Annotated in this window: 19 protein-coding genes; 16 read left to right on the plus strand and 3 right to left on the minus strand. The window is 71.2% G+C overall.

The window, feature by feature from the left end; genetic code table 11:
- Positions 1-144 precede the first annotated feature (144 nt).
- Entirely contained in the window at positions 145-843 is a 699-nt protein-coding gene (locus AB0E98_RS28875) for a VC0807 family protein (protein ID WP_361708173.1), read from the minus strand.
- 217 nt (positions 844-1,060) lie between these two features.
- On the opposite strand from AB0E98_RS28875, the gene AB0E98_RS28880 reads away from it, so the two are divergent.
- The 12 genes from AB0E98_RS28880 (at position 1,061) to AB0E98_RS28935 (ending at position 13,627) form a co-directional block, all read left to right on the plus strand.
- Positions 1,061-1,603 (plus strand): hypothetical protein, encoded by a 543-nt coding sequence (locus AB0E98_RS28880; protein WP_361708176.1) that lies wholly within the window; start codon positions 1,061-1,063, stop codon positions 1,601-1,603.
- A gap of 82 nt (positions 1,604-1,685) precedes the next feature.
- A complete protein-coding gene (gene pdxS, locus AB0E98_RS28885) occupies positions 1,686-2,597 on the plus strand; it encodes a pyridoxal 5'-phosphate synthase lyase subunit PdxS (protein WP_311610680.1) in 912 nt (303 codons plus the stop codon).
- A gap of 135 nt (positions 2,598-2,732) precedes the next feature.
- Positions 2,733-3,326 (plus strand): pyridoxal 5'-phosphate synthase glutaminase subunit PdxT, encoded by a 594-nt coding sequence (gene pdxT / locus AB0E98_RS28890; protein ID WP_361708178.1) that lies wholly within the window; start codon positions 2,733-2,735, stop codon positions 3,324-3,326.
- A gap of 60 nt (positions 3,327-3,386) precedes the next feature.
- Complete coding sequence (locus AB0E98_RS28895; RefSeq protein ID WP_361708181.1) at positions 3,387-4,139, plus strand: YebC/PmpR family DNA-binding transcriptional regulator; 753 nt, start codon at positions 3,387-3,389, stop codon at positions 4,137-4,139.
- 125 nt (positions 4,140-4,264) lie between these two features.
- Complete coding sequence (gene ruvC, locus AB0E98_RS28900) at positions 4,265-4,816, plus strand: crossover junction endodeoxyribonuclease RuvC (protein ID WP_311610372.1); 552 nt, start codon at positions 4,265-4,267, stop codon at positions 4,814-4,816.
- On the plus strand, positions 4,813-5,430 hold the full coding sequence (gene ruvA / locus AB0E98_RS28905) for a Holliday junction branch migration protein RuvA (RefSeq protein ID WP_361708182.1): 618 nt from the start codon (positions 4,813-4,815) through the stop codon (positions 5,428-5,430). Before ruvC ends, ruvA begins: the two co-directional genes overlap by 4 nt.
- 121 nt (positions 5,431-5,551) lie before the next feature.
- Positions 5,552-6,625, plus strand: coding sequence for a Holliday junction branch migration DNA helicase RuvB (gene ruvB, locus AB0E98_RS28910; RefSeq protein WP_361708184.1), 1,074 nt, complete (start codon positions 5,552-5,554; stop codon positions 6,623-6,625).
- Positions 6,626-6,788: 163 nt separating this feature from the next.
- Positions 6,789-7,292: a preprotein translocase subunit YajC gene (gene yajC, locus AB0E98_RS28915; protein ID WP_361708186.1), complete on the plus strand. Its 504-nt coding sequence runs from the start codon at positions 6,789-6,791 to the stop codon at positions 7,290-7,292.
- Positions 7,293-7,440: 148 nt separating this feature from the next.
- Positions 7,441-9,237: a protein translocase subunit SecD gene (gene secD, locus AB0E98_RS28920; protein WP_361708189.1), complete on the plus strand. Its 1,797-nt coding sequence runs from the start codon at positions 7,441-7,443 to the stop codon at positions 9,235-9,237.
- Position 9,238: 1 nt separating this feature from the next.
- A complete protein-coding gene (gene secF / locus AB0E98_RS28925) occupies positions 9,239-10,357 on the plus strand; it encodes a protein translocase subunit SecF (RefSeq protein WP_361708192.1) in 1,119 nt (372 codons plus the stop codon).
- Complete coding sequence (locus AB0E98_RS28930; RefSeq protein WP_361708195.1) at positions 10,354-10,902, plus strand: adenine phosphoribosyltransferase; 549 nt, start codon at positions 10,354-10,356, stop codon at positions 10,900-10,902. Before secF ends, AB0E98_RS28930 begins: the two co-directional genes overlap by 4 nt.
- Positions 10,903-11,068: 166 nt before the next feature.
- Positions 11,069-13,627 (plus strand): bifunctional (p)ppGpp synthetase/guanosine-3',5'-bis(diphosphate) 3'-pyrophosphohydrolase, encoded by a 2,559-nt coding sequence (locus AB0E98_RS28935; protein ID WP_361708197.1) that lies wholly within the window; start codon positions 11,069-11,071, stop codon positions 13,625-13,627.
- Between the two features lie 67 nt (positions 13,628-13,694).
- Here AB0E98_RS28935 and AB0E98_RS28940 read toward each other — a convergent pair whose 3' ends face one another.
- Positions 13,695-14,924 (minus strand): DUF349 domain-containing protein, encoded by a 1,230-nt coding sequence (locus AB0E98_RS28940; RefSeq protein ID WP_361708199.1) that lies wholly within the window; start codon positions 14,922-14,924, stop codon positions 13,695-13,697.
- Between the two features lie 213 nt (positions 14,925-15,137).
- Positions 15,138-15,947, minus strand: a complete 810-nt coding sequence (locus AB0E98_RS28945; RefSeq protein WP_361708201.1) for a peptidylprolyl isomerase — start codon at positions 15,945-15,947, stop codon at positions 15,138-15,140.
- Positions 15,948-16,146: 199 nt separating this feature from the next.
- On the opposite strand from AB0E98_RS28945, the gene AB0E98_RS28950 reads away from it, so the two are divergent.
- The 4 genes from AB0E98_RS28950 (at position 16,147) to AB0E98_RS28965 (ending at position 20,291) form a co-directional block, all read left to right on the plus strand.
- Complete coding sequence (locus tag AB0E98_RS28950; protein ID WP_361708203.1) at positions 16,147-16,857, plus strand: MBL fold metallo-hydrolase; 711 nt, start codon at positions 16,147-16,149, stop codon at positions 16,855-16,857.
- 11 nt (positions 16,858-16,868) lie between these two features.
- The gene (gene hisS / locus AB0E98_RS28955; RefSeq protein ID WP_361708206.1) at positions 16,869-18,131 is read left to right on the plus strand and encodes a histidine--tRNA ligase; all 1,263 of its coding nucleotides are present in this window, start codon (positions 16,869-16,871) and stop codon (positions 18,129-18,131) included.
- Positions 18,132-18,191: 60 nt separating this feature from the next.
- The gene (locus tag AB0E98_RS28960) at positions 18,192-18,836 is read left to right on the plus strand and encodes a vitamin K epoxide reductase family protein (protein WP_361708208.1); all 645 of its coding nucleotides are present in this window, start codon (positions 18,192-18,194) and stop codon (positions 18,834-18,836) included.
- A 105-nt stretch (positions 18,837-18,941) separates the two neighbouring features.
- The gene (locus AB0E98_RS28965; protein WP_361708211.1) at positions 18,942-20,291 is read left to right on the plus strand and encodes a replication-associated recombination protein A; all 1,350 of its coding nucleotides are present in this window, start codon (positions 18,942-18,944) and stop codon (positions 20,289-20,291) included.
- Positions 20,292-20,410: the final 119 nt, after the last annotated feature.

Here is a 20,410-nt window from a genome sequence, read left to right on the forward strand (position 1 = left end):
GGTTCGGTGCCGCCCGGTGGGGGCTGATCGCGCCCACGCGGCGGTAGCCGCATATCGACACTGTCCCGCGCCCCTTACGGGCACCTGGTGCGACCCGGCCGGACCGCCACCCCCGTAGGCGGTCCGACCGGGCCCGTCCCCCCGTCAGGCCCCGATCCGGCCGGGTATCTCCTCGCCGGCCGGCGACTCCGCGGGCCGGACCCCGAAGAGCCCCACCCCATGGCGGGCCTGGAAGCCGCGGCTGCGCCTGATCGTGACGGCCACGATCAGGGCGATCAGGGCGATCGACTGGAACCTGCCGAGCACCGGCACCACATCGACCGGCAGCGACAGCGCCTCCACCGTGCTCAGTGCCGCGTCGAGCAGCTCGATCCCACCCCACAGCATCGTCAGCCCCTGGAGCGCCGCCCGGAACTCCGGCATCCCGTCCCAGAGGCGCTCGGCCTCCTGCTCCGCCGTCGGCCCCCTCAGCCGGCGCCCGAACTGAAAGGCGAAGGGCCGCGCCGCGAACAAGGTCCCCAGGATCCATGTCCCCAGCACCGCCGGGAGCCCCGCGTCCTTCAGCAGCAGCACCCGGGGGCTGCCGCTGATCAGCGACGTCACCGCCGACACCGCGAGCAGCGCCACGATCAGCAGGTCGAAGACCTCCGCCCGCCGCCGCACCACCGCCGTGACCAGCGCGTGCGCCGCCGGTATGGCGCTGCTCAGCAGCAGGGCCTGCCACTGGGCGGTGCCATGGGCGCGCAGCGCGTAGTACACGGCGAGAGGCAGCGCGACGCTGACGGCGAGGGGCACGAGCAGCGCCCGCGCGGGGCGCGCACCACGCGATTCCATTCGGTCCATGAGATGCCTCCAGCGGTTCGGCGGCGAGGCCGGCCGGTACGGTCCGGCGCGGCGATCCGGCGATCTGCTTCGACGTTAGGAGCCGGGCGGGTGGAGACGGATCGGAGCCAGGGCCGGTTTCCCGACCGCCGCCTCCACCCCGCCCTCCACCCCCGGGTGGAGAGCTCCGGCGGCTGCCGGGCATCCGCCCGGGAGCCGGACGGTAACGTGACCCGGCGTGACCACACTGATCTGGATCGCGGCCGCCCTGGTCGTCATCGGCGTCTACCTGAGCTGGACCGCGGGCCGGCTGGACCGGCTGCACAGCCGCATCGACGCCGCCCGCGCGGCCCTGGACGCCCAGCTGCTCCGGCGCGCCTCGGTCGCCCAGGAGCTCGCCACCGCCGGGATCCTCGATCCGGCCGCCTCGATGGTGATGTACCAGGCCGCCCACGCGGCCCGGCAGGCCGAGGAGGAGCACCGCGAGGTCGCCGAGAGCGAGCTCAGCCAGGCGCTGCGGGCCGTCTTCGCCGAGGTCCCGCAGGTGGAGGCCGTACGGCAGGCGCCCGGCGGCGAGGAGTCGCTGGCCGAGCTGACCCAGGCGGTCCGCCGGGTGCCCATGGCCCGCCGGTTCCACAACGACGCGGTACGGGCGGCCCGGGCGCTGCGCCGGCACCGCAAGGTGCGCTGGTTCCGGCTGGCCGGTCACGCCCCCTTCCCGATGGCCTTCGAGATGGACGACGAGCCTCCGGCCGCCCTGTCCGACCGGGCAGGCCACTGACCCCGGATTGGCCCTTTTTCCCGTGCCTCGCACGCCGGTTTGATGACGATGCAGCATCACCGGCCCTTGATAGCGAGGTCACATCGTGTCCACCCCCAGCACGCCCCAGACTCCCGAGACCGGCACCGCGCGCGTCAAGCGCGGCATGGCCGAGCAGCTCAAGGGCGGCGTGATCATGGACGTCGTCACCCCGGAGCAGGCGAAGATCGCCGAAGACGCCGGCGCGGTCGCGGTCATGGCTCTGGAGCGGGTGCCCGCCGACATCCGCAAGGACGGCGGCGTGGCCCGGATGTCCGACCCGGACATGATCGAGGGCATCATCAACGCCGTCTCCATCCCGGTCATGGCCAAGTCCCGCATCGGCCACTTCGTCGAGGCCCAGGTCCTCCAGTCCCTCGGCGTCGACTACATCGACGAGTCCGAGGTCCTCACCCCGGCCGACGAGGTCAACCACTCCGACAAGTGGTCCTTCACCACCCCCTTCGTCTGCGGTGCCACCAACCTGGGCGAGGCCCTGCGCCGCATCGCCGAGGGTGCGGCCATGATCCGCTCCAAGGGCGAGGCCGGCACCGGCAACGTCGTGGAGGCCGTGCGCCACCTGCGCCAGATCAAGAACGAGATCGCCAAGCTGCGCGGCTTCGACAACCACGAGCTCTTCGCCGCCGCCAAGGAGCTGCGCGCCCCGTACGAGCTGGTCAAGGAGGTCGCCGAGCTCGGCAAGCTGCCGGTCGTGCTGTTCTCCGCCGGTGGCGTGGCCACCCCGGCCGACGCCGCGCTGATGCGCCAGCTGGGCGCCGAGGGCGTCTTCGTCGGCTCCGGCATCTTCAAGTCCGGCGACCCGGCCAAGCGCGCCGCCGCCATCGTGAAGGCCACCACCTTCTACGACGACCCGAAGATCATCGCGGACGCCTCCCGCAACCTGGGCGAGGCCATGGTCGGCATCAACTGCGACACCCTGCCCGAGGCCGAGCGCTACGCCAACCGCGGCTGGTAGCACACGCTCATCCCGGGTGGGCGGTCCGCGACGACATGCGGGCCGCCCACCGGGCGTACCACCGGCGGCCGGAGGGTGCGGCCCACCGGCCGGCCCCACCGCCCCGCCGTACCCGACCCGAGAGGCAGACCCACCGTGTCCACCCCCACCATCGGCGTCCTCGCCCTCCAGGGCGACGTCCGTGAACACCTCGTGGCCCTGGCGTCGGCCGACGCCCTCGCCCGGCCCGTGCGCCGGCCCGAGGAGCTCGCCGAGGTCGACGGCCTGGTCATACCCGGCGGCGAGTCCACCACCATGTCCAAGCTCGCGGTGATCTTCGGTCTGCTGGAGCCGCTGCGCGAGCGCGTCCGGACCGGGATGCCCGTCTACGGCACCTGCGCCGGCATGATCATGCTCGCCGACAAGATCCTGGACGGCCGTGAGGACCAGGAGACCCTCGGCGGCATCGACATGATCGTGCGCCGCAACGCCTTCGGCCGGCAGAACGAGTCCTTCGAGGCGTCGGTCGAGGTGGCCGGCATCGAGGGCGGCCCGGTCGAGGGCGTCTTCATCCGCGCCCCCTGGGTCGAGTCCGTCGGCGCCGCGGCCGAGATTCTCGCCGTCCACGACGGCCACACCGTCGCCGTCCGGCAGGGAAACGTGCTGGTCACGTCCTTCCACCCGGAGCTCACGGGCGACCACCGGGTCCATGAGCTGTTTGTGGAGATGGTCCGCGCCACCCGCTCGTGAGATCCCGGTAGGATCTCTGTCGTTCGCTCTGAATTTGGTTACGCGAAGGAGACAGGCGAGATGTCCGGCCACTCTAAATGGGCTACGACGAAGCACAAGAAGGCCGTGATCGACGCCAAGCGCGGCAAGCTCTTCGCGAAGCTGATCAAGAACGTCGAGGTCGCGGCCCGCATGGGCGGCGTTGACATCGAGGGCAACCCGACGCTCTACGACGCCATCCAGAAGGCCAAGAAGCAGTCGGTTCCGAACAAGAACATCGACTCCGCGGTCAAGCGCGGTGGCGGTCTCGAGGCCGGTGGCGCCGACTACGAGACGATCATGTACGAGGGCTACGGCCCCAACGGTGTCGCGGTCCTCATCGAGTGCCTCACCGACAACCGCAACCGCGCCGCCTCCGACGTGCGCGTCGCCATGACCCGCAACGGTGGCTCCATGGCCGACCCGGGCTCGGTGTCGTACCTGTTCAACCGCAAGGGCGTCATCATCGTCCCCAAGGGCGAGCTCACCGAGGACGACGTCCTCGACGCCGTCCTGGACGCCGGTGCCGAAGAGGTCAACGACCTCGGCGAGAGCTTCGAGGTCCTCAGCGAGGCCACCGACCTGGTCGCGGTCCGTACCGCCCTCCAGGAGGCCGGCATCGACTACGACTCGGCCGAGGCCAACTTCGTGCCCACCATGCAGGTGGAGCTCGAGGAAGAGGCCGCCCGCAAGATCTTCAAGCTGATCGACGCGCTCGAGGACAGCGACGACGTCCAGAACGTCTTCGCCAACTTCGACGTCTCCGACGAGGTCATGGCCAAGGTCGACGCGTAAGCGTTCCGGCTGCGGTCGGCCGACGGGCCGGCGGGACACATGTCCCGCCGGCCCGTCGGCGTGAGCGGCCGTTGTCAGTGGTAGCCGATAGCCTGCCCGAGCAGGTGAGCGGAGGGAGGGGCGCGATGCGGGTACTGGGTGTGGACCCGGGACTGACGCGATGCGGCGTCGGAGTGGTGGAAGGCGTCGCGGGCCGCCCGCTGCGCATGGCCGGAGTGGGCGTCGTCCGCACCCCGGCCGACGCCGACGTGGCCGACCGCCTCGTCCTCATAGAGCGCGGCATCGAGCAGTGGCTCGACGAATACCGCCCCGAGTACGTGGCGGTCGAGCGGGTCTTCAGCCAGCACAACGTCCGTACGGTCATGGGCACCGCCCAGGCCAGCGCGGTCGCCATGCTGTGCGCCGCCCGGCGCGGGCTCCCCGTCGCCCTGCACACGCCCAGCGAGGTCAAGGCCGCCGTCACCGGCTCCGGCCGGGCCGACAAGGCCCAGGTCGGCGCCATGGTCACCAGACTGCTGAGGCTCGACGCGCCGCCCAAGCCGGCCGACGCCGCCGACGCCCTGGCCCTGGCCATCTGCCACATCTGGCGCGCGCCCGCGACCAACCGGTTGCAGGAGCTCGCCGCCGCCCACCGCCGCACCCCCACCCCCGTACGCATCCCGAAGGGCACCCGATGATCGCCTTCGTCTCCGGGCCGGTCGCGGCCCTCGCCCCGGACACCGCCGTCGTCGAGGTCGGCGGCATCGGCATGGCCGTCCAGTGCACCCCGGGCACCCTCGCCCGGCTGAAGGTCGGGCAGCCCGCCAGACTCGCGACCTCCCTCGTCGTCCGCGAGGACTCCCTGACGCTCTACGGCTTCGCCGACGACGACGAGCGGCAGACCTTCGAGCTCCTCCAGACCGCCAGCGGGGTGGGCCCCCGCCTCGCCCAGGCCATGCTGGCCGTCCACACGCCGGACGCGCTGCGGCGGGCGTTCGCCGCCGGGGACGAGAAGGCACTCACGGCCGTGCCGGGGATCGGGAAGAAGGGGGCGCAGAAGCTGCTCCTTGAGCTCAGGGACCGGCTGGGTGAGCCGGTCGGCTCCGCCGGGGCGGCCGTGTCCGCTCCTGCGGGAGGGTGGCGGGATCAGCTGCATGCGGCGCTCGTCGGGCTCGGGTACGCGAGCCGCGAGGCGGATGACGCTGTGTCGGCGGTCGCGCCGCAGGCCGAGTCGGTCGCCGCCGAGGGTGGTACGCCGCAAGTGGGGCAGTTGCTGCGGGCGGCGTTGCAGACGCTGAACCGCGCCCGCTGAGCGGGGTTCGGCGCGGGCCGGTGGGTGGGTTTGTGCCCGCCCTCCCCCAGCTACCGCTGGGAGGTGCCCCCAGCCTGCGGAACGCCCGCCCACAAACATCTCCAACCGTGAGGTTCAACTCGTGAACTGGGACGACGAGTCCACATATGCTTCCCCCGCGGCCGACCGCCTCGTCGGTACCGTCGCCGACGGGGAGGACCAGGCGGTCGAGGCCGCCCTGCGGCCCAAGGACCTGGGCGAGTTCATCGGGCAGGAGCGCGTCCGCGAGCAGCTCGACCTCGTCCTGAAGGCCGCCCGCGCCCGGGGGGCCACCGCCGACCACGTCCTGCTCTCCGGCGCCCCCGGCCTCGGCAAGACCACCCTGTCGATGATCATCGCGGCCGAGATGGGCGCCCCCATCCGCATCACCTCCGGCCCCGCCATCCAGCACGCCGGCGACCTGGCCGCGATCCTCTCCTCCCTCACCGAGGGCGAGGTCCTCTTCCTCGACGAGATCCACCGCATGTCCCGGCCCGCCGAGGAGATGCTCTACATGGCCATGGAGGACTTCCGCGTCGACGTCATCGTCGGCAAGGGCCCCGGCGCCACCGCCATCCCCCTGGAGCTGCCGCCCTTCACCCTCGTCGGCGCCACCACCCGGGCCGGCCTGCTGCCGCCCCCGCTGCGCGACCGCTTCGGCTTCACCGGCCACATGGAGTTCTACTCGCCCGCCGAGCTCCAGCGCGTCGTCCACCGTTCCGCCCGGCTCCTCGACGTCGAGCTGGAGGACCAGGGCGCCGCCGAGATCGCCGGCCGCTCCCGTGGCACGCCCCGTATCGCCAACCGCCTGCTGCGCCGCGTCCGCGACTACGCGCAGGTCAAGGCCGACGGTGTGATCACCCAGGAGATCGCCGCCCAGGCCCTCCAGGTGTACGAGGTGGACGGCCGCGGCCTGGACCGGCTGGACCGGGCCGTGCTCACGGCGCTGCTCAAGCTCTTCGGCGGCGGCCCCGTCGGGCTGTCCACCCTGGCCGTGGCCGTGGGGGAGGAGCGCGAGACGGTCGAGGAGGTCGCCGAGCCCTTCCTGGTCCGGGAGGGGCTGCTGGCCCGTACACCCCGGGGCCGGGTCGCCACGCCGGCGGCCTGGTCGCACCTCGGGCTGGTGCCGCCGCAGCAGGGCGGGGGCCCCGGCCAGCGGGGTCTCTTCGGGGAGTGACGGCGCGGGGGCTGGTCCGGTCAGGAACCCCGGTGCCATGCTGGGCGTTGTTCCATAGGCGCGGACTCGCTTAGACTCCGCCGATGCCGCCCGTAATGTGCGGCATACCACCCCCGTAGACCAGGCCGTTTCCCCAGCGGTCGTGTGAAGGAATCCCCGTCCCGTGAATATCGTGACTCTCCTGCCGTTCATCGTGCTCATCGGGGCCATGTTCCTGATGACCCGCTCGGCGAAGAACAAGCAGCGCCAGGCCGTCCAGATGCGCGACCAGATGCAGCCGGGTACCGGTGTCCGGACGATCGGCGGCATGTACGCGACCGTCAAGGAGATCCACGACGACACGGTTCTCCTGGAGGTCGCCCCGGGCGTTCACGCCATCTACGCGAAGAACGCCATCGGCGCCGTCCTGGAGGACAGCGAGTACAACCGCATCGTCCACGGCCTGGAGCCGGAGGAGACCCCGGTCGTGCCCGACGACGCCTCTTCGCTCACCGAGGCCGTCGAGGCCGGCGAGCCCCCGGTCGAGAAGAAGATCGACCTCGGCAAGGACGCCGCTCCGGCCGCGGACGAGACCAAGGACGCCGAGGCGGGGGCCGAGAAGTCCGGCGAGGCGACCGAGCCGAAGGACAAGGACGCGAAGCGGGACGGCGACACCGACGCCAAGTAGCCCTTCTCCGGAACCGCGGAGCACCCACTGAGCGGTGCGCCGCGGTTCCGTTACGGTCTAGGCTCCGGCGGGGGCAGGTCCCCACATCATTTCGTGGCCGCCCGGCGAACACCCGACGCCCGGCGGTTGGACAGGGAGAAACGACAAGGTGGCAGCACCGAAGAAGGGCCGTAGGTCCCCGGGCGGCCAGGGCAGGCCGGGACGAGTCCTGGCCCTGATCCTGATCGCCATGGTGGCGCTCACCGGGGGGATGTTCGCCTCCGGGCACACCACACCGCGGTTGGGCATCGACCTCGCGGGCGGCACCAGCTTCACGCTGGAGGCCAAGAACCAGCCGGGCAGGCCCAACGCGATCAACAAGACCAATATGGACACCGCCGTCGGCATCATCGAGCGGCGTGTCAACGGTCTTGGTGTGACCGAGGCCGAGGTCCAGACGCAGGGCAGCAAGCACATCATCGTGAACATCCCCCGGGGGACGAACGCGAAGCAGGCTCGCCAGCAGGTCGGCACCACCGCTCAGCTCGGTTTCCGGCCCGTCCTCACCGCGACCGCCGGCGTCAAGGCGCCCCAGCCGACGCCCGGCTCCTCGGCCGGCAAGGGCAAGGGCGACCAGGATAAGGGCGACAAGTCCGGCGACAAGAACAAGCCCTCGGGCTCGCCCTCCACGTCCGCCAGCCCTCAGGGCCGTCCCGTGACCGACGCCCTCAAGGCCGACGGCACCCCGACCCCGCAGGCCACCGCGTCCGACGGCAAGAAGGACGATGCCAAGGACGCCAAGAAGGACGACAAGAAGGCGCCCACCCCGACGCCCACGCCGGCCACCGGTGACATGGCCGCCCTCCAGAAGCAGTTCGACGCCCTGGACTGCTCCACCAAGGAGAGCCGCGCCAAGGCCAACGAGGCCGCGTCCTTCGCCAAGCCCACCGACCCCGTCGTCGCGTGCCGCAAGGACGGCTCCGTCAAGGAGATCCTCGGCCCGGTGGCCGTGGAGGGCACGGCCATCAAGGACGCCAACGCCGTCTTCGACGCCCAGGGCGGCAAGGGCTGGCTCGTCCAGCTGAAGTTCGACTCCTCCGGCGCCAAGAAGTTCGCCCAGGTCACCGGCCAGCTGGCCGGCAAGCCGTCGCCGCAGAACCAGTTCGCGATCGTCCTCGACGGCGAGGTCGTCTCCGACCCGTCCGTGAGCACCTCCATCGTCGGCGGCCAGGCGGAGATCTCCGGCGGCTTCACCCAGGAGAGCGCCCAGGACCTCGCCAACGTGCTGTCCTACGGCGCCCTGCCGCTGTCCTTCGACGTCGTCACCGAGCAGTCGGTGACCGCCGCGCTCGGCGGTGAGCAGCTGCGGGCCGGTCTGATCGCCGGCGCCATCGGCCTCGCCCTGGTCGTCCTCTACCTGGTGATCTACTACCGCGGTCTGGCGCTCGTCGCCCTCGCGAGCCTCGCGTGCTCCGCCGCGCTCACCTACACGATCATGGTCCTGCTCGGCCCGGCCATCGGCTTCGCGCTGAACCTGCCGGCCGTCTGCGGCGCCATCGTCGCCATCGGTATCACCGCCGACTCGTTCATCGTCTACTTCGAGCGCATCCGCGACGAGATCCGCGAGGGCCGCACCCTGCGTCCCGCGGTGGAGCGCGGCTGGCCGCGCGCCCGCCGCACGATCCTCGTCTCGGACTTCGTCTCCTTCCTCGCCGCCGCGGTGCTCTTCATCGTCACCGTCGGCAAGGTGCAGGGCTTCGCGTTCACCCTTGGCCTGACCACGCTCCTCGACGTCGTCGTGGTCTTCTTCTTCACCAAGCCCCTCATGACGATCCTCGCCCGCCGCAAGTTCTTCGCCAGCGGCCACCCGTGGTCCGGTCTGGACCCCCAGCGTCTCGGTGTGAAGCCGCCGCTGCGGGCCTCCCGCCGCCGTTCCTCCGCCACCGTCGACCCGAAGGAGGCGTGAGATGTCGCGACTCGGCAATCTCGGCGCCCGGCTCTACCGCGGCGAGGTCGGCTATGACTTCGTGGCCAAGCGGAAGATCTGGTACGGCATCTCGATCCTGATCACCATCACGGCCATCGTCGGCCTGGCGGTGCGTGGTCTGAACTTCGGCATCGAGTTCTCCGGCGGCGCGGTCTTCACCACCCCCAAGACCTCGGTCTCGGCCGAGACCGCCCGCAAGACGGCCCAGGACGTCTCCGGTCACCCCGCGGTCGTCCAGAAGCTCGGCGACAAGACGCTGCGCGTCCAGGTCAGCGACCTCACCCCCGAGCAGTCCCGCAAGACCCAGGAAGCGCTGGCCAAGAAGCTGGACGTCGACCTGAACAAGGTCAACACCGACATCGTCGGTCCCAGCTGGGGTGAGGAGATCGCCAACAAGGCCTGGACGGGCCTCGGCATCTTTATGATCCTCGTGGTCATCTACCTGGCCATCGCCTTCGAATGGCGGATGGCGGTGGCCGCGCTGATCGCCCTGGTCCACGACCTCACCATCACCGTCGGCGTCTACGCGCTCGTCGGCTTCGAGGTCACCCCGGGCACCGTGATCGGTCTGCTGACGATCCTCGGTTACTCCCTCTACGACACCGTCGTCGTCTTCGACGGTCTGAAGGAGAGCGCGAAGGACCTCACCAAGCAGACCCGCTTCACCTACAGCGAGGTCGCCAACCGCAGCCTCAACGGCACCCTGGTGCGCTCGATCAACACCACGGTCGTCGCGCTGCTGCCGGTCGCCGGCCTGCTGTTCATCGGCGGCGGCTTCCTCGGCGCGGGCATGCTCAACGACATCTCGCTCGCCCTGTTCGTCGGCCTCGCGGCCGGCGCCTACTCCTCGATCTTCATCGCCACTCCGCTGGTCGCCGACCTCAAGGAGCGCGAGCCGCAGATGAAGGCCCTGGCCAAGCGGGTGCGCGCCCGCCGTGCCGCCGACGCCGCCAAGGCCGAGACGGGCGGGGCGGTCGAGGACCGCGAGCCGTCCGACGAGGACGACGAGGAGCCGGAGGACGCCTCCCCCGCAGGGGTCGTCACCCAGCGCCGCCAGAGCCGCGGCCGCGGCGGCCGTCCCTCGGGGAAGCGCCGATGAGCGCCCCGCAGGAGCTGCGCGAGCTGCTGCTCAGCCGCATCATCGACGTGCCGGACTACCCGAAGCCGGGCGTGATGTTCAAGGACATCACCCCGCTGCTCGCCGACGCCGAGGCGTTCGCCGCGCTCACCGACGCCCTCGCCGGGCTCTGCGAGCGCCACGGTGCCACCAAGGTCGTCGGCCTGGAGGCCCGCGGCTTCATCCTGGCGGCCCCGGTCGCCGTCCGCGCCGGCCTGGGCTTCGTACCCGTCCGCAAGGCGGGCAAGCTCCCCGGCGCCACCCTGGCCCAGTCGTACGACCTGGAGTACGGCACCGCCGAGATCGAGATGCACGCCGACGCGCTCGTCGCCGGCGACCGTGTCCTCGTCATCGACGACGTGCTGGCCACCGGCGGCACGGCCGAAGCGTCGCTGAAGCTGATCCGGCGCGCCGGCGCCCAGGTCGCGGGCGTCGCGGTGCTGATGGAGCTGGGCTTCCTGCCGGGCCGCGCCCGTCTGGAGCCCGTCCTCGACGGCGCGCCCCTGGAGGCGCTGATCACCGTCTGAGCCGCCCGGTGACGGGTGGGCGCGACGCTACGGCGGGCACCGGGAAGACCCCGGTGCCCGCCGCTGTTGTTCCAGTCGGCGCCCCGTGCGCGGCGGTCCGGTGGCCGGGATCGATACCATGGCAGTCCGGACCTGAACGGGGGGCCGGTACGCATGAGGAGTGCTCTTGCCAGACGAGGTCCAGCCGCTCACCGCCGCTCACGAGGACAAGAAGCCGTCTCCCGAGGCCGCGGCGGTCACGGGCACGCCCTCCGGCCGCCCCGGCGGCGCGGACGGGCCCGACCGGGGCACGGACGGGGAGCGGAGCCGTCCGCAGGCCGCGGGCACCCCGCAGCACAAGGCCGGCCAGCAGCCCACCACGGCCCGGCCCCAGCCGGCGGCCGCCCCGGTCCCGGCGCGCCCCACGCCCCCGCAGGGCCCCGCGCCCCGGCCCGGCTCCTCCAGCCGCGTCCGCGCCCGCCTCGCCCGCCTCGGCGTCCAGCGCTCCAGCCCGTACAACCCCGTCCTCGAGCCGCTGCTGCGCATCGTGCGCGGAAACGATCCGAAGGCCGACGCCGGCACGCTGCGCCAGATCGAGCGGGCCTACCAGGTCGCCGAGCGCTGGCACCGCGGCCAGAAGCGCAAGAGCGGCGACCCGTACATCACCCACCCCCTCGCCGTCACCACGATCCTCGCCGAGCTGGGCATGGATCCGGCCACCCTGATGGCCGGCCTGCTGCACGACACCGTCGAGGACACCGAGTACGGCCTGGAGGACCTCCGCCGCGACTTCGGCGACCAGGTCGCCCTGCTCGTCGACGGCGTCACCAAGCTGGACCGGGTCCAGTTCGGCGAGGCCGCGCAGGCCGAGACCGTGCGCAAGATGGTCGTCGCCATGGCCAAGGACCCCAGGGTCCTGGTCATCAAGCTCGCCGACCGCCTCCACAACATGCGCACCATGCGCTACCTCAAGCGGGAGAAGCAGGAGAAGAAGGCCCGCGAGACGCTGGAGATCTACGCCCCGCTGGCGCACCGGCTGGGCATGAACACCATCAAGTGGGAGCTGGAGGACCTCGCCTTCGCGATCCTCTACCCCAAGATGTACGACGAGATCGTCCGTCTCGTCGCCGAGCGGGCCCCCAAGCGCGACGAATACCTGGCCATCGTCACCGACGAGGTTCAGGCCGACCTGCGCGCCGCCCGTATCAAGGCGACCGTCACCGGCCGCCCGAAGCACTACTACAGCGTCTACCAGAAGATGATCGTGCGGGGCCGTGACTTCGCCGAGATCTACGACCTGGTGGGCATCCGCGTCCTCGTCGACACCGTCCGCGACTGCTACGCGGCGCTCGGCACCGTCCACGCGCGGTGGAATCCGGTCCCGGGGCGGTTCAAGGACTACATCGCGATGCCCAAGTTCAACATGTACCAGTCGTTGCACACGACGGTCATAGGGCCCAGCGGCAAGCCCGTCGAACTCCAGATCCGCACGTTCGACATGCACCGCCGCGCCGAGTACGGCATCGCCGCGCACTGGAAGTACAAGCAGGAGGCCGTCGCCGGCGCCTCCAAGGTCCGTACGGATGTGCCGAAGAACGCCGGCAAGAACCAGGACACCGTCAATGACATGGCCTGGCTGCGGCAGCTGCTCGACTGGCAGAAGGAGACCGAGGACCCGGGCGAGTTCCTGGAGTCCCTGCGCTTCGACCTCTCGCGCAACGAGGTCTTCGTCTTCACGCCCAAGGGCGATGTCATAGCGCTTCCGGCGGGCGCCACCCCCGTCGACTTCGCCTACGCCGTCCACACCGAGGTCGGCCACCGCACGATAGGCGCCCGGGTCAACGGACGGCTCGTCCCGCTGGAGTCGACCCTCGACAACGGCGACCTGGTGGAGGTCTTCACCTCCAAGGCGACCGGCGCCGGTCCCTCCCGCGACTGGCTGGGCTTCGTCAAGTCCCCGCGCGCCCGCAACAAGATCCGCGCCTGGTTCTCCAAGGAGCGCCGCGACGAGGCCATCGAGCAGGGCAAGGACGCCATCGCGCGCGCCATGCGCAAGCAGAACCTGCCGATCCAGCGGATCCTCACCGGTGACTCGCTGGTCACCCTCGCGCACGAGATGCGCTACCCCGACATCTCCTCCCTCTACGCCGCCATCGGCGAGGGCCATGTCGCGGCGCAGGGCGTGGTGCAGAAACTCGTCCAGGCCCTCGGCGGCGAGGACGCGGCCACCGAGGACATCGAGGAGGCCACGCCCATCCGCGGCCGCTCCAAGCGGCGGTCGAGCGCCGACCCGGGCGTGGTCGTCAAGGGCGTCGACGACGTGTGGGTGAAGCTGGCCCGCTGCTGTACGCCCGTCCCCGGCGACCCGATCATCGGCTTCGTCACCCGGGGCAACGGCATCTCCGTGCACCGCGCGGACTGCGTCAACGTCGACTCGCTCTCGCAGCAGCCCGAGCGGATCCTCGACGTGGAGTGGGCGCCGACACAGTCGTCGGTCTTCCTCGTCGCCATCCAGGTGGAGGCGCTGGACCGCTCCCGGCTGCTCTCGGACGTCACCCGGGTGCTGTCCGACCAGCACGTCAACATCCTGTCGGCCGCCGTGCAGACCTCCCGCGACCGGGTGGCCACCTCGCGCTTCACCTTCGAGATGGGCGACCCGAAGCACCTGGGGCATGTGCTCAAGGCCGTCCGCGGTGTGGAGGGCGTCTACGACGTCTACCGCGTGACGTCGGCCCGCAGGCCGTAAACCGCACATGAGTAAGGGGCTCCGGCAATAGCCGGAGCCCCTTACTTCTTGCTTCGTGGCGGACCGATCAGCCGCCGAACTCCTCAAGCCCCTTCAGAGCCTGGTCCAGCAGCGCCTTGCGGCCCTCCAGCTCCTGCGAGAGCTTGTTCGCCTTGGCGTCGTTGCCCGCGGCGCGCGCCTTGTCGACCTGCTCCTGGAGCTTGTCGACGGCGGCCTGGAGCTGACCCGTCAGCCCGGCCGCACGGGCCCGCGCCTCCGGGTTCGTACGCCGCCACTCGGACTCCTCGGCCTCCTGGATGGACCGCTCGACCGCGTGCATCCGGCCCTCGATCTTCGGGCGGGCGTCGCGCGGCACATGGCCGATGGCCTCCCAGCGCTCGTTGATCGAACGGAACGCGGCCCGGGCCGCCTTCAGATCGGTCACCGGGAGCAGCTTCTCGGCCTCGACGACCAGCTCCTCCTTGAGCGTGAGGTTGCCGGACTGCTCCGCGTCGCGCTCGGCGAAGACGTGGCCGCGCGCCTGGAAGAAGACGTCCTGGGCGCCCCGGAAACGGGCCCACAGCTCGTCCTCCGCCTCTCGCTGGGCGCGCCCGGCGGCCTTCCAGTCGGCCATCAGGTCGCGGTAGCGCGCGGCCGTCGGGCCCCAGTCCGTCGAGCCCGAGAGCGACTCGGCCTCGGCGACCAGCTTCTCCTTGACCTTGCGGGCCTCCTCGCGCTGCGCGTCCAGCGAGGCGAAGTGCGCCTTGCGCCGCTTGGAGAACGCCGACCGGGCGTGCGAGAAGCGGTGCCACAGCTCGTCGTCGGTCTTGCGGTCCAGCCGGGGCAGGCCCTTCCAGGTGTCCACCAGGGCGCGCAGCCGCTCGCCGGCCGAGCGCCACTGCTCGCTCGCCGCCAGCTCCTCGGCCTCGGCGACCAGCGACTCCTTGGCCGTACGGGCCTCCTCGGACTGCTTGGCCTTGACCGCCTTGCGCTCCTCGCGGCGCGTCTCGACGGTGGCGACCAGCTTGTCCAGCCGCTCCCGCAGCGCGTTCAGGTCGCCCACCACATGGTGCTCGTCGACCTGGGTGCGGATGTGGTCGATCGCGGCCGTCGCGTCCTTGGCCGACAGATCGGTGGTCTTCACCCGCCGCTCGAGGAGGCCGATCTCGACGACCAGGCCCTCGTACTTGCGCTCGAAGTAAGCCAGGGCCTCCTCCGGGGACCCCGCCTGCCACGAGCCGACGACCTGCTCGCCGTCGGCAGTACGCACGTACACGGTGCCCGTCTCATCGACGCGGCCCCACGGGTCGCTGCTCACAGCGCCTCCTCCACATGATGGCGGGGCCGTCGTCGCGGCCCGCGCGCATCGTCCACAGTTGTTGCCGGGCAGGGCCGCGCCCTGGCCGGTCCGACGGCTTGATCGTTCGGGTGCGCAGAACCGTCGGAGCAGGCACCCTACACAACGCCAACATAGGCGAACGGCGGCCCGGCTGTCCGTATCCCGCGCGACCGAAATTTCGCCGTACGGGCGTCAGCTTCTGGTCACCGCCGCCTTGTCGATGACGACGGTGGCGTTCGGCGCGCCGTCGCCGGCCCCGGACTGCTCACCCGCGGCGGCGATCTTCTTCAGCGTCTTCAGGCCCTCGGCGCCGATGGTGCCGAACGGCGTGTACTGCGGCGGCAGCTGGCTGTCCTGGTAGACGAGGAAGAACTGGCTGCCGCCGGTGTGCGGCTGGCCGGTGTTGGCCATCGCGACCGTGCCCGCGGGGTAGACGTTCCCCTTGAGCTTCGAGTCCTTGAGGTTCTCGTCCTCGATCGTGTAGCCGGGGCCGCCCTGGCCGGTGCCCTTGGGGTCGCCGCACTGGAGGACGTAGATCCCGGCGGTGGTCAGCCGGTGGCACTTCGAGTGGTCGAAGAAGCCTTCCTTTGCCAGGAAGTCGAAGGAGTTGACCGTGTGCGGGGCGTTCGCGGCGTCGAGCTTGAGGTCGATGGCACCGCACGTGGTCGTGAGGTTCATCGTGTACGACGCCGACTTGTCGACCGTCATCTCCGGCTCGGACTTCCACGTCTTGGCGGACGGCGTGCCCGGCGCGGGCTTCGCACAGGGGTCCGGACCCTTCTTCGGCGTGGGGGCGGCGTCGGCGGCGGTGTCCTTCTTCTTGTCGCCGACCAGGGCGCCGGTGGCGTACGCGGTCGCGCCCGCGGCCAGCACCACGGCGACCCCGGCGGCGATCACCGCGTTCCTGCGGTGGGCCTTGCGGCGGGCCGCCTCGCGGCGCTGCTGCTGCCGTTCGAACTTCTCCCGGGCGAGCTGGCGCCGCCGCTGCTCGTTAGTGACCACCGGGTCCTCTCCTCGTGCCGTCGCTGTGCATGTCATGAGCCACGAATCGCAAGTGTCGCCCGTACCGTATACGGGTTCGCCGTGGTGGGAGTGCCGCCGGTAGGCTCTGAGGCGGTCGGGTGTCCCCGCCCGGGGGCGTCCGCCGGAATGACCGCCTGCAAGACCGCCTGCAAGAACTCGCCGATCATTAAGGACGAACGTGCTCATTGCCGGGTTCCCCGCCGGGGCCTGGGGGACCAACTGCTATCTGGTCGCCCCCGCCGCCGGCGAGGAGTGCGTGATCATCGACCCGGGCCACCAGGCGGCCCAGGGCGTCGAGGAAGCGCTCAAGAAGCATCGGCTCAAGCCCGTCGCCGTCGTCCTCACCCACGGCCACATCGACCACGTCGCCTCGGTCGTCCCGGTGTGCGGCGCCCATGACGTCCCCGCCTGGATCCACCCCGCCGACCGCTACATGATGAGCGACCCGGAGAAGGCCCTGGGCCGCTCCATCGGGCAGCGGCTCATGGGCGAGCTCACGGTGGGGGAGCCGGACGACGTCAAGGAGCTCTCCGACGGCAGCCGGCTGGAACTCGCGGGGCTGGAGTTCTCCGTCGCGCACGCGCCCGGCCATACCAAGGGGTCGGTGACCTTCAGGATGCCCGAGACGACCGAGATCCCCTCGGTGTTCTTCTCGGGCGACCTGCTGTTCGCCGGCTCCATCGGACGCACCGACCTGCCCGGCGGTGACCATGCCGAGATGCTCCAGTCGCTGGCCCGTGTGTGCCTGCCCCTGGACGACTCGACCGTGGTGCTGTCCGGCCACGGCCCCCAGACGACCATCGGCCAGGAGCGCGCCGCCAACCCGTACCTTCGGGAAGTGGCCGCCGGCCTCGGAGCCCCGCACCCGGCTCCGCGACGAGGAATGTGACGAGAGTTTCCGTGAGCACCTTCAAGGCCCCCAAGGGCACCTACGACCTCCTCCCGCCCGAGTCGGCGACCTACCTCGCCGTGCGCGAGGCGATCTCCGCTCCGCTCAAGCGGGCCGGCTACGGCTACGCGGAGACCCCCGGCTTCGAGCAGGTCGAGCTGTTCTCCCGCGGTGTCGGCGAGTCCACCGACATCGTGACCAAGGAGATGTACACCCTCACGCAGCGCGGCAAGGAGCAGCTCGCGCTGCGCCCCGAGGGCACCGCCTCCGTGCTGCGCGCCGCCCTGGAGGCCAACCTCCACAAGGCCGGCAACCTGCCCGTCAAGCTCTGGTACTCGGGCTCGTACTACCGCTACGAGCGCCCGCAGGCCGGCCGCTACCGCCACTTCTCGCAGGTCGGCGCCGAGGCCATCGGCGCCGAGGACCCGGCGCTGGACGCAGAGCTGATCATCCTGGCCGTCGACGCCTACAAGTCGCTGGGCCTGAAGAACTTCCGCCTGCTGCTGAACTCGCTCGGCGACAAGGAGTGCCGACCGGCCTACCGCGACATCCTCCAGGAGTTCCTGCGCAACCTGGACCTGGACGAGGACACCCGCCGCCGCATCGAGATCAACCCGCTCCGCGTGCTCGACGACAAGCGCGAGGACGTCCAGAAGCAGCTCGTCGGCGCCCCCATGCTCCGCGACCACCTGTGCGAGGCGTGCAAGGAGTACCACGAGGAGGTCCGCACGCTGCTGACCGCCGCCGGCGTCGCCTTCGAGGACGACGAGAAGCTGGTCCGGGGCCTGGACTACTACACCCGCACCACCTTCGAGTTCGTCCACGACGGCCTCGGCTCGCAGTCCGCCGTCGGCGGCGGCGGCCGCTACGACGGCCTCTCCGAGATGATCGGCGGCCCCGCCCTGCCGTCCGTCGGCTGGGCGCTCGGCGTGGACCGCACGGTGCTGGCCCTCAAGGCCGAGGGGATCGACCTCGAACTGCCCGCCGCCACCCAGGTCTTCGCGGTGCCGCTGGGCGAGGAGGCCCGCCGGGTGCTCTTCGGCGTGGTGACCGAGCTGCGCCGGGCCGGTGTGGCGACGGACTTCGCCTTCGGCGGCAAGGGCCTGAAGAACGCCATGAAGTCGGCCAACCGCTCCGGCGCGCGCTTCGCGCTCGTCGCCGGCGAGCGGGATCTCGCCGAGGGCGTGGTGCAGCTGAAGGACCTGGAGAGCGGTGAGCAGAAGGCCGTGGCCCTCGACACCGTTGTGGGTGAGGTCCTTTCGGCCCAGGGCTGATTCACAGGCTACTGGTGCAGAATGGGGCGGCAACGACCTACTGATGGGATCGACAGCGCTATGACGACTTCGGCACTCGACCGTTCCGACCTCGACGGCACGGAGCGGGACGGCCCCGGCCGTGGTGGCGCGAGCCGTGCGTTCGCGCTGATGCTGGTGATCACTGGCGCCATGGGCCTGCTCGCCTCCTGGGTCATCACACTGGACAAGATCGAGCTCCTCAAGGACCCGAACTTCAAGCCCGGTTGCAGCCTCAACCCCATCGTTTCCTGCGGCAGCATCATGCAGAGCGAGCAGGCCGAGGCCTTCGGGTTCCCCAACCCGATGCTGGGCCTGGTCTGCTACGGCGCGATCATCGCGATCGGGCTGGCGCTGCTCTCCGGCGCCCGCTTCCCGCGCTGGTACTGGCTGGGCATGGAGGCCGGCTGCCTCTTCGGCGTCGGCTTCGTCACCTGGCTCCAGTACCAGTCGCTGTACGCCATCGGCTCGCTCTGCCTGTGGTGCTGCCTGGCCTGGGTCGCCACCATCGTGATGTTCTGGTATGTCACCGTGCAGAACGTCCGGCACGGCTTCATCCCCGCGCCGGACGGGCTCAAGCGGGCGCTGCTGGAGTTCCACTGGGTGCTGCCGGTGCTGCACGTCGGCATCATCGGGATGCTGATCCTCACCAAGTGGTGGTGGTTCTGGACGGGCGGCACGGCCTGATCCGCCCCGCACCAGGCTCGTGAACGATGCCGCCGGACCCTTCGGGGACCGGCGGCATCGCTCGTTCGGGCGGCGTCGTCAGTGGGGTGGCATAGGGTTTCGAGCGTGGAGCCCGACCTGTTCACCGCCGCCGCGGAAGACCGCCAGGAGAAGGATCCGGCGGGCAGCCCGCTGGCCGTCCGGATGCGCCCCCGCACCCTCGACGAGGTCGTGGGGCAGGGACATCTGCTCAAGCCGGGCTCCCCACTGCGCCGCCTGGTGGGGGAGGGGAGCGGCGGTCCCGCCGGGCCCTCCTCGGTGATCCTCTGGGGCCCGCCCGGCATCGGCAAGACCACGCTCGCCTATGTGGTCAGCCAGGCCACCAACAAGCGCTTCGTGGAGCTCTCCGCGATCACCGCCGGCGTCAAGGAGGTACGGGCCGTCATCGACGGCGCCCGCCGCGCCTCCGGGGGCTACGGCAAGGAGACCGTCCTCTTCCTGGACGAGATCCACCGCTTCAGCAAGGCCCAGCAGGACTCCCTGCTGCCCGCCGTGGAGAACCGCTGGGTCACGCTCATCGCGGCCACGACGGAGAATCCCTACTTCTCGATCATCTCCCCGCTGCTCTCGCGCTCCCTGCTGCTGACGCTCCAGGCGCTGACGGACGACGATCTGCGCGGCCTGATCCGGCGCGCCCTCACCGGCGAGCGCGGGCTGGGCGGGGCGGTCTCCCTCTCCGCGGACGCCGAGGCCCATCTGCTGCGCATCGCGGGCGGCGACGCCCGCCGCGCGCTCACGGCGCTGGAGGCGGGCGCGGGCTCGGCCATCGCCAAGGGCGAGGACGAGATCACCCTGGAGACGCTGGAGGACGCGGTCGACCGGGCGGCCGTGAAGTACGACCGCGACGGCGATCAGCACTACGACGTGGCGAGCGCCCTGATCAAGTCGATCCGGGGCTCGGACGTGGACGCGACGCTGCACTATCTGGCGCGGATGATCGAGGCGGGCGAGGACCCGCGCTTCATCGCCCGCCGGCTGATGATCTCGGCGAGCGAGGACATCGGCCTGGCGGACCCCACGGCCCTCCAGACGGCGGTGGCCGGGGCGCAGGCCGTCGCCCTGATCGGCTTCCCCGAGGCGAGGATCACGCTGAGCCAGGTGGCGGTGGCGCTGGCACTGGCCCCGAAGTCCAACGCGGCGTATCTGGCGATCGACGCCGCGCTGGCGGATGTACGGGCGGGGCTGGCGGGGCCGGTGCCGGCGCATCTGCGGGACAGCCACTACAAGGGGGCGGAGAAGCTGGGGCATGGGGAGGGGTATCAGTACCCCCATGACCTCCCCGGCGGGATCGCTGCCCAGCAGTACGCGCCGGACGCGGTTCACGGCAAGCGGTACTACGAGCCCACTCGGCACGGGGCGGAGGCCCGGTACGCGGATGTCGTGGACCGGGTGCGTGCCCGGCTGCGCGGCGAGTGATCTCGCCCCGGACCCCGGTCCTGGGAGGCCGGGGGGGGGGGGGGGGTGAGCGCCGCGCGGGGGGGGTGTGTGTGAGAAACAACCCCGGGGCGCCACGGTGGGTGGGCCCCCGCCCAGAG

This window comes from Streptomyces sp. NPDC037389 (assembly GCF_040636475.1).
GTDB lineage: Bacteria > Actinomycetota > Actinomycetes > Streptomycetales > Streptomycetaceae > Streptomyces > Streptomyces hesseae.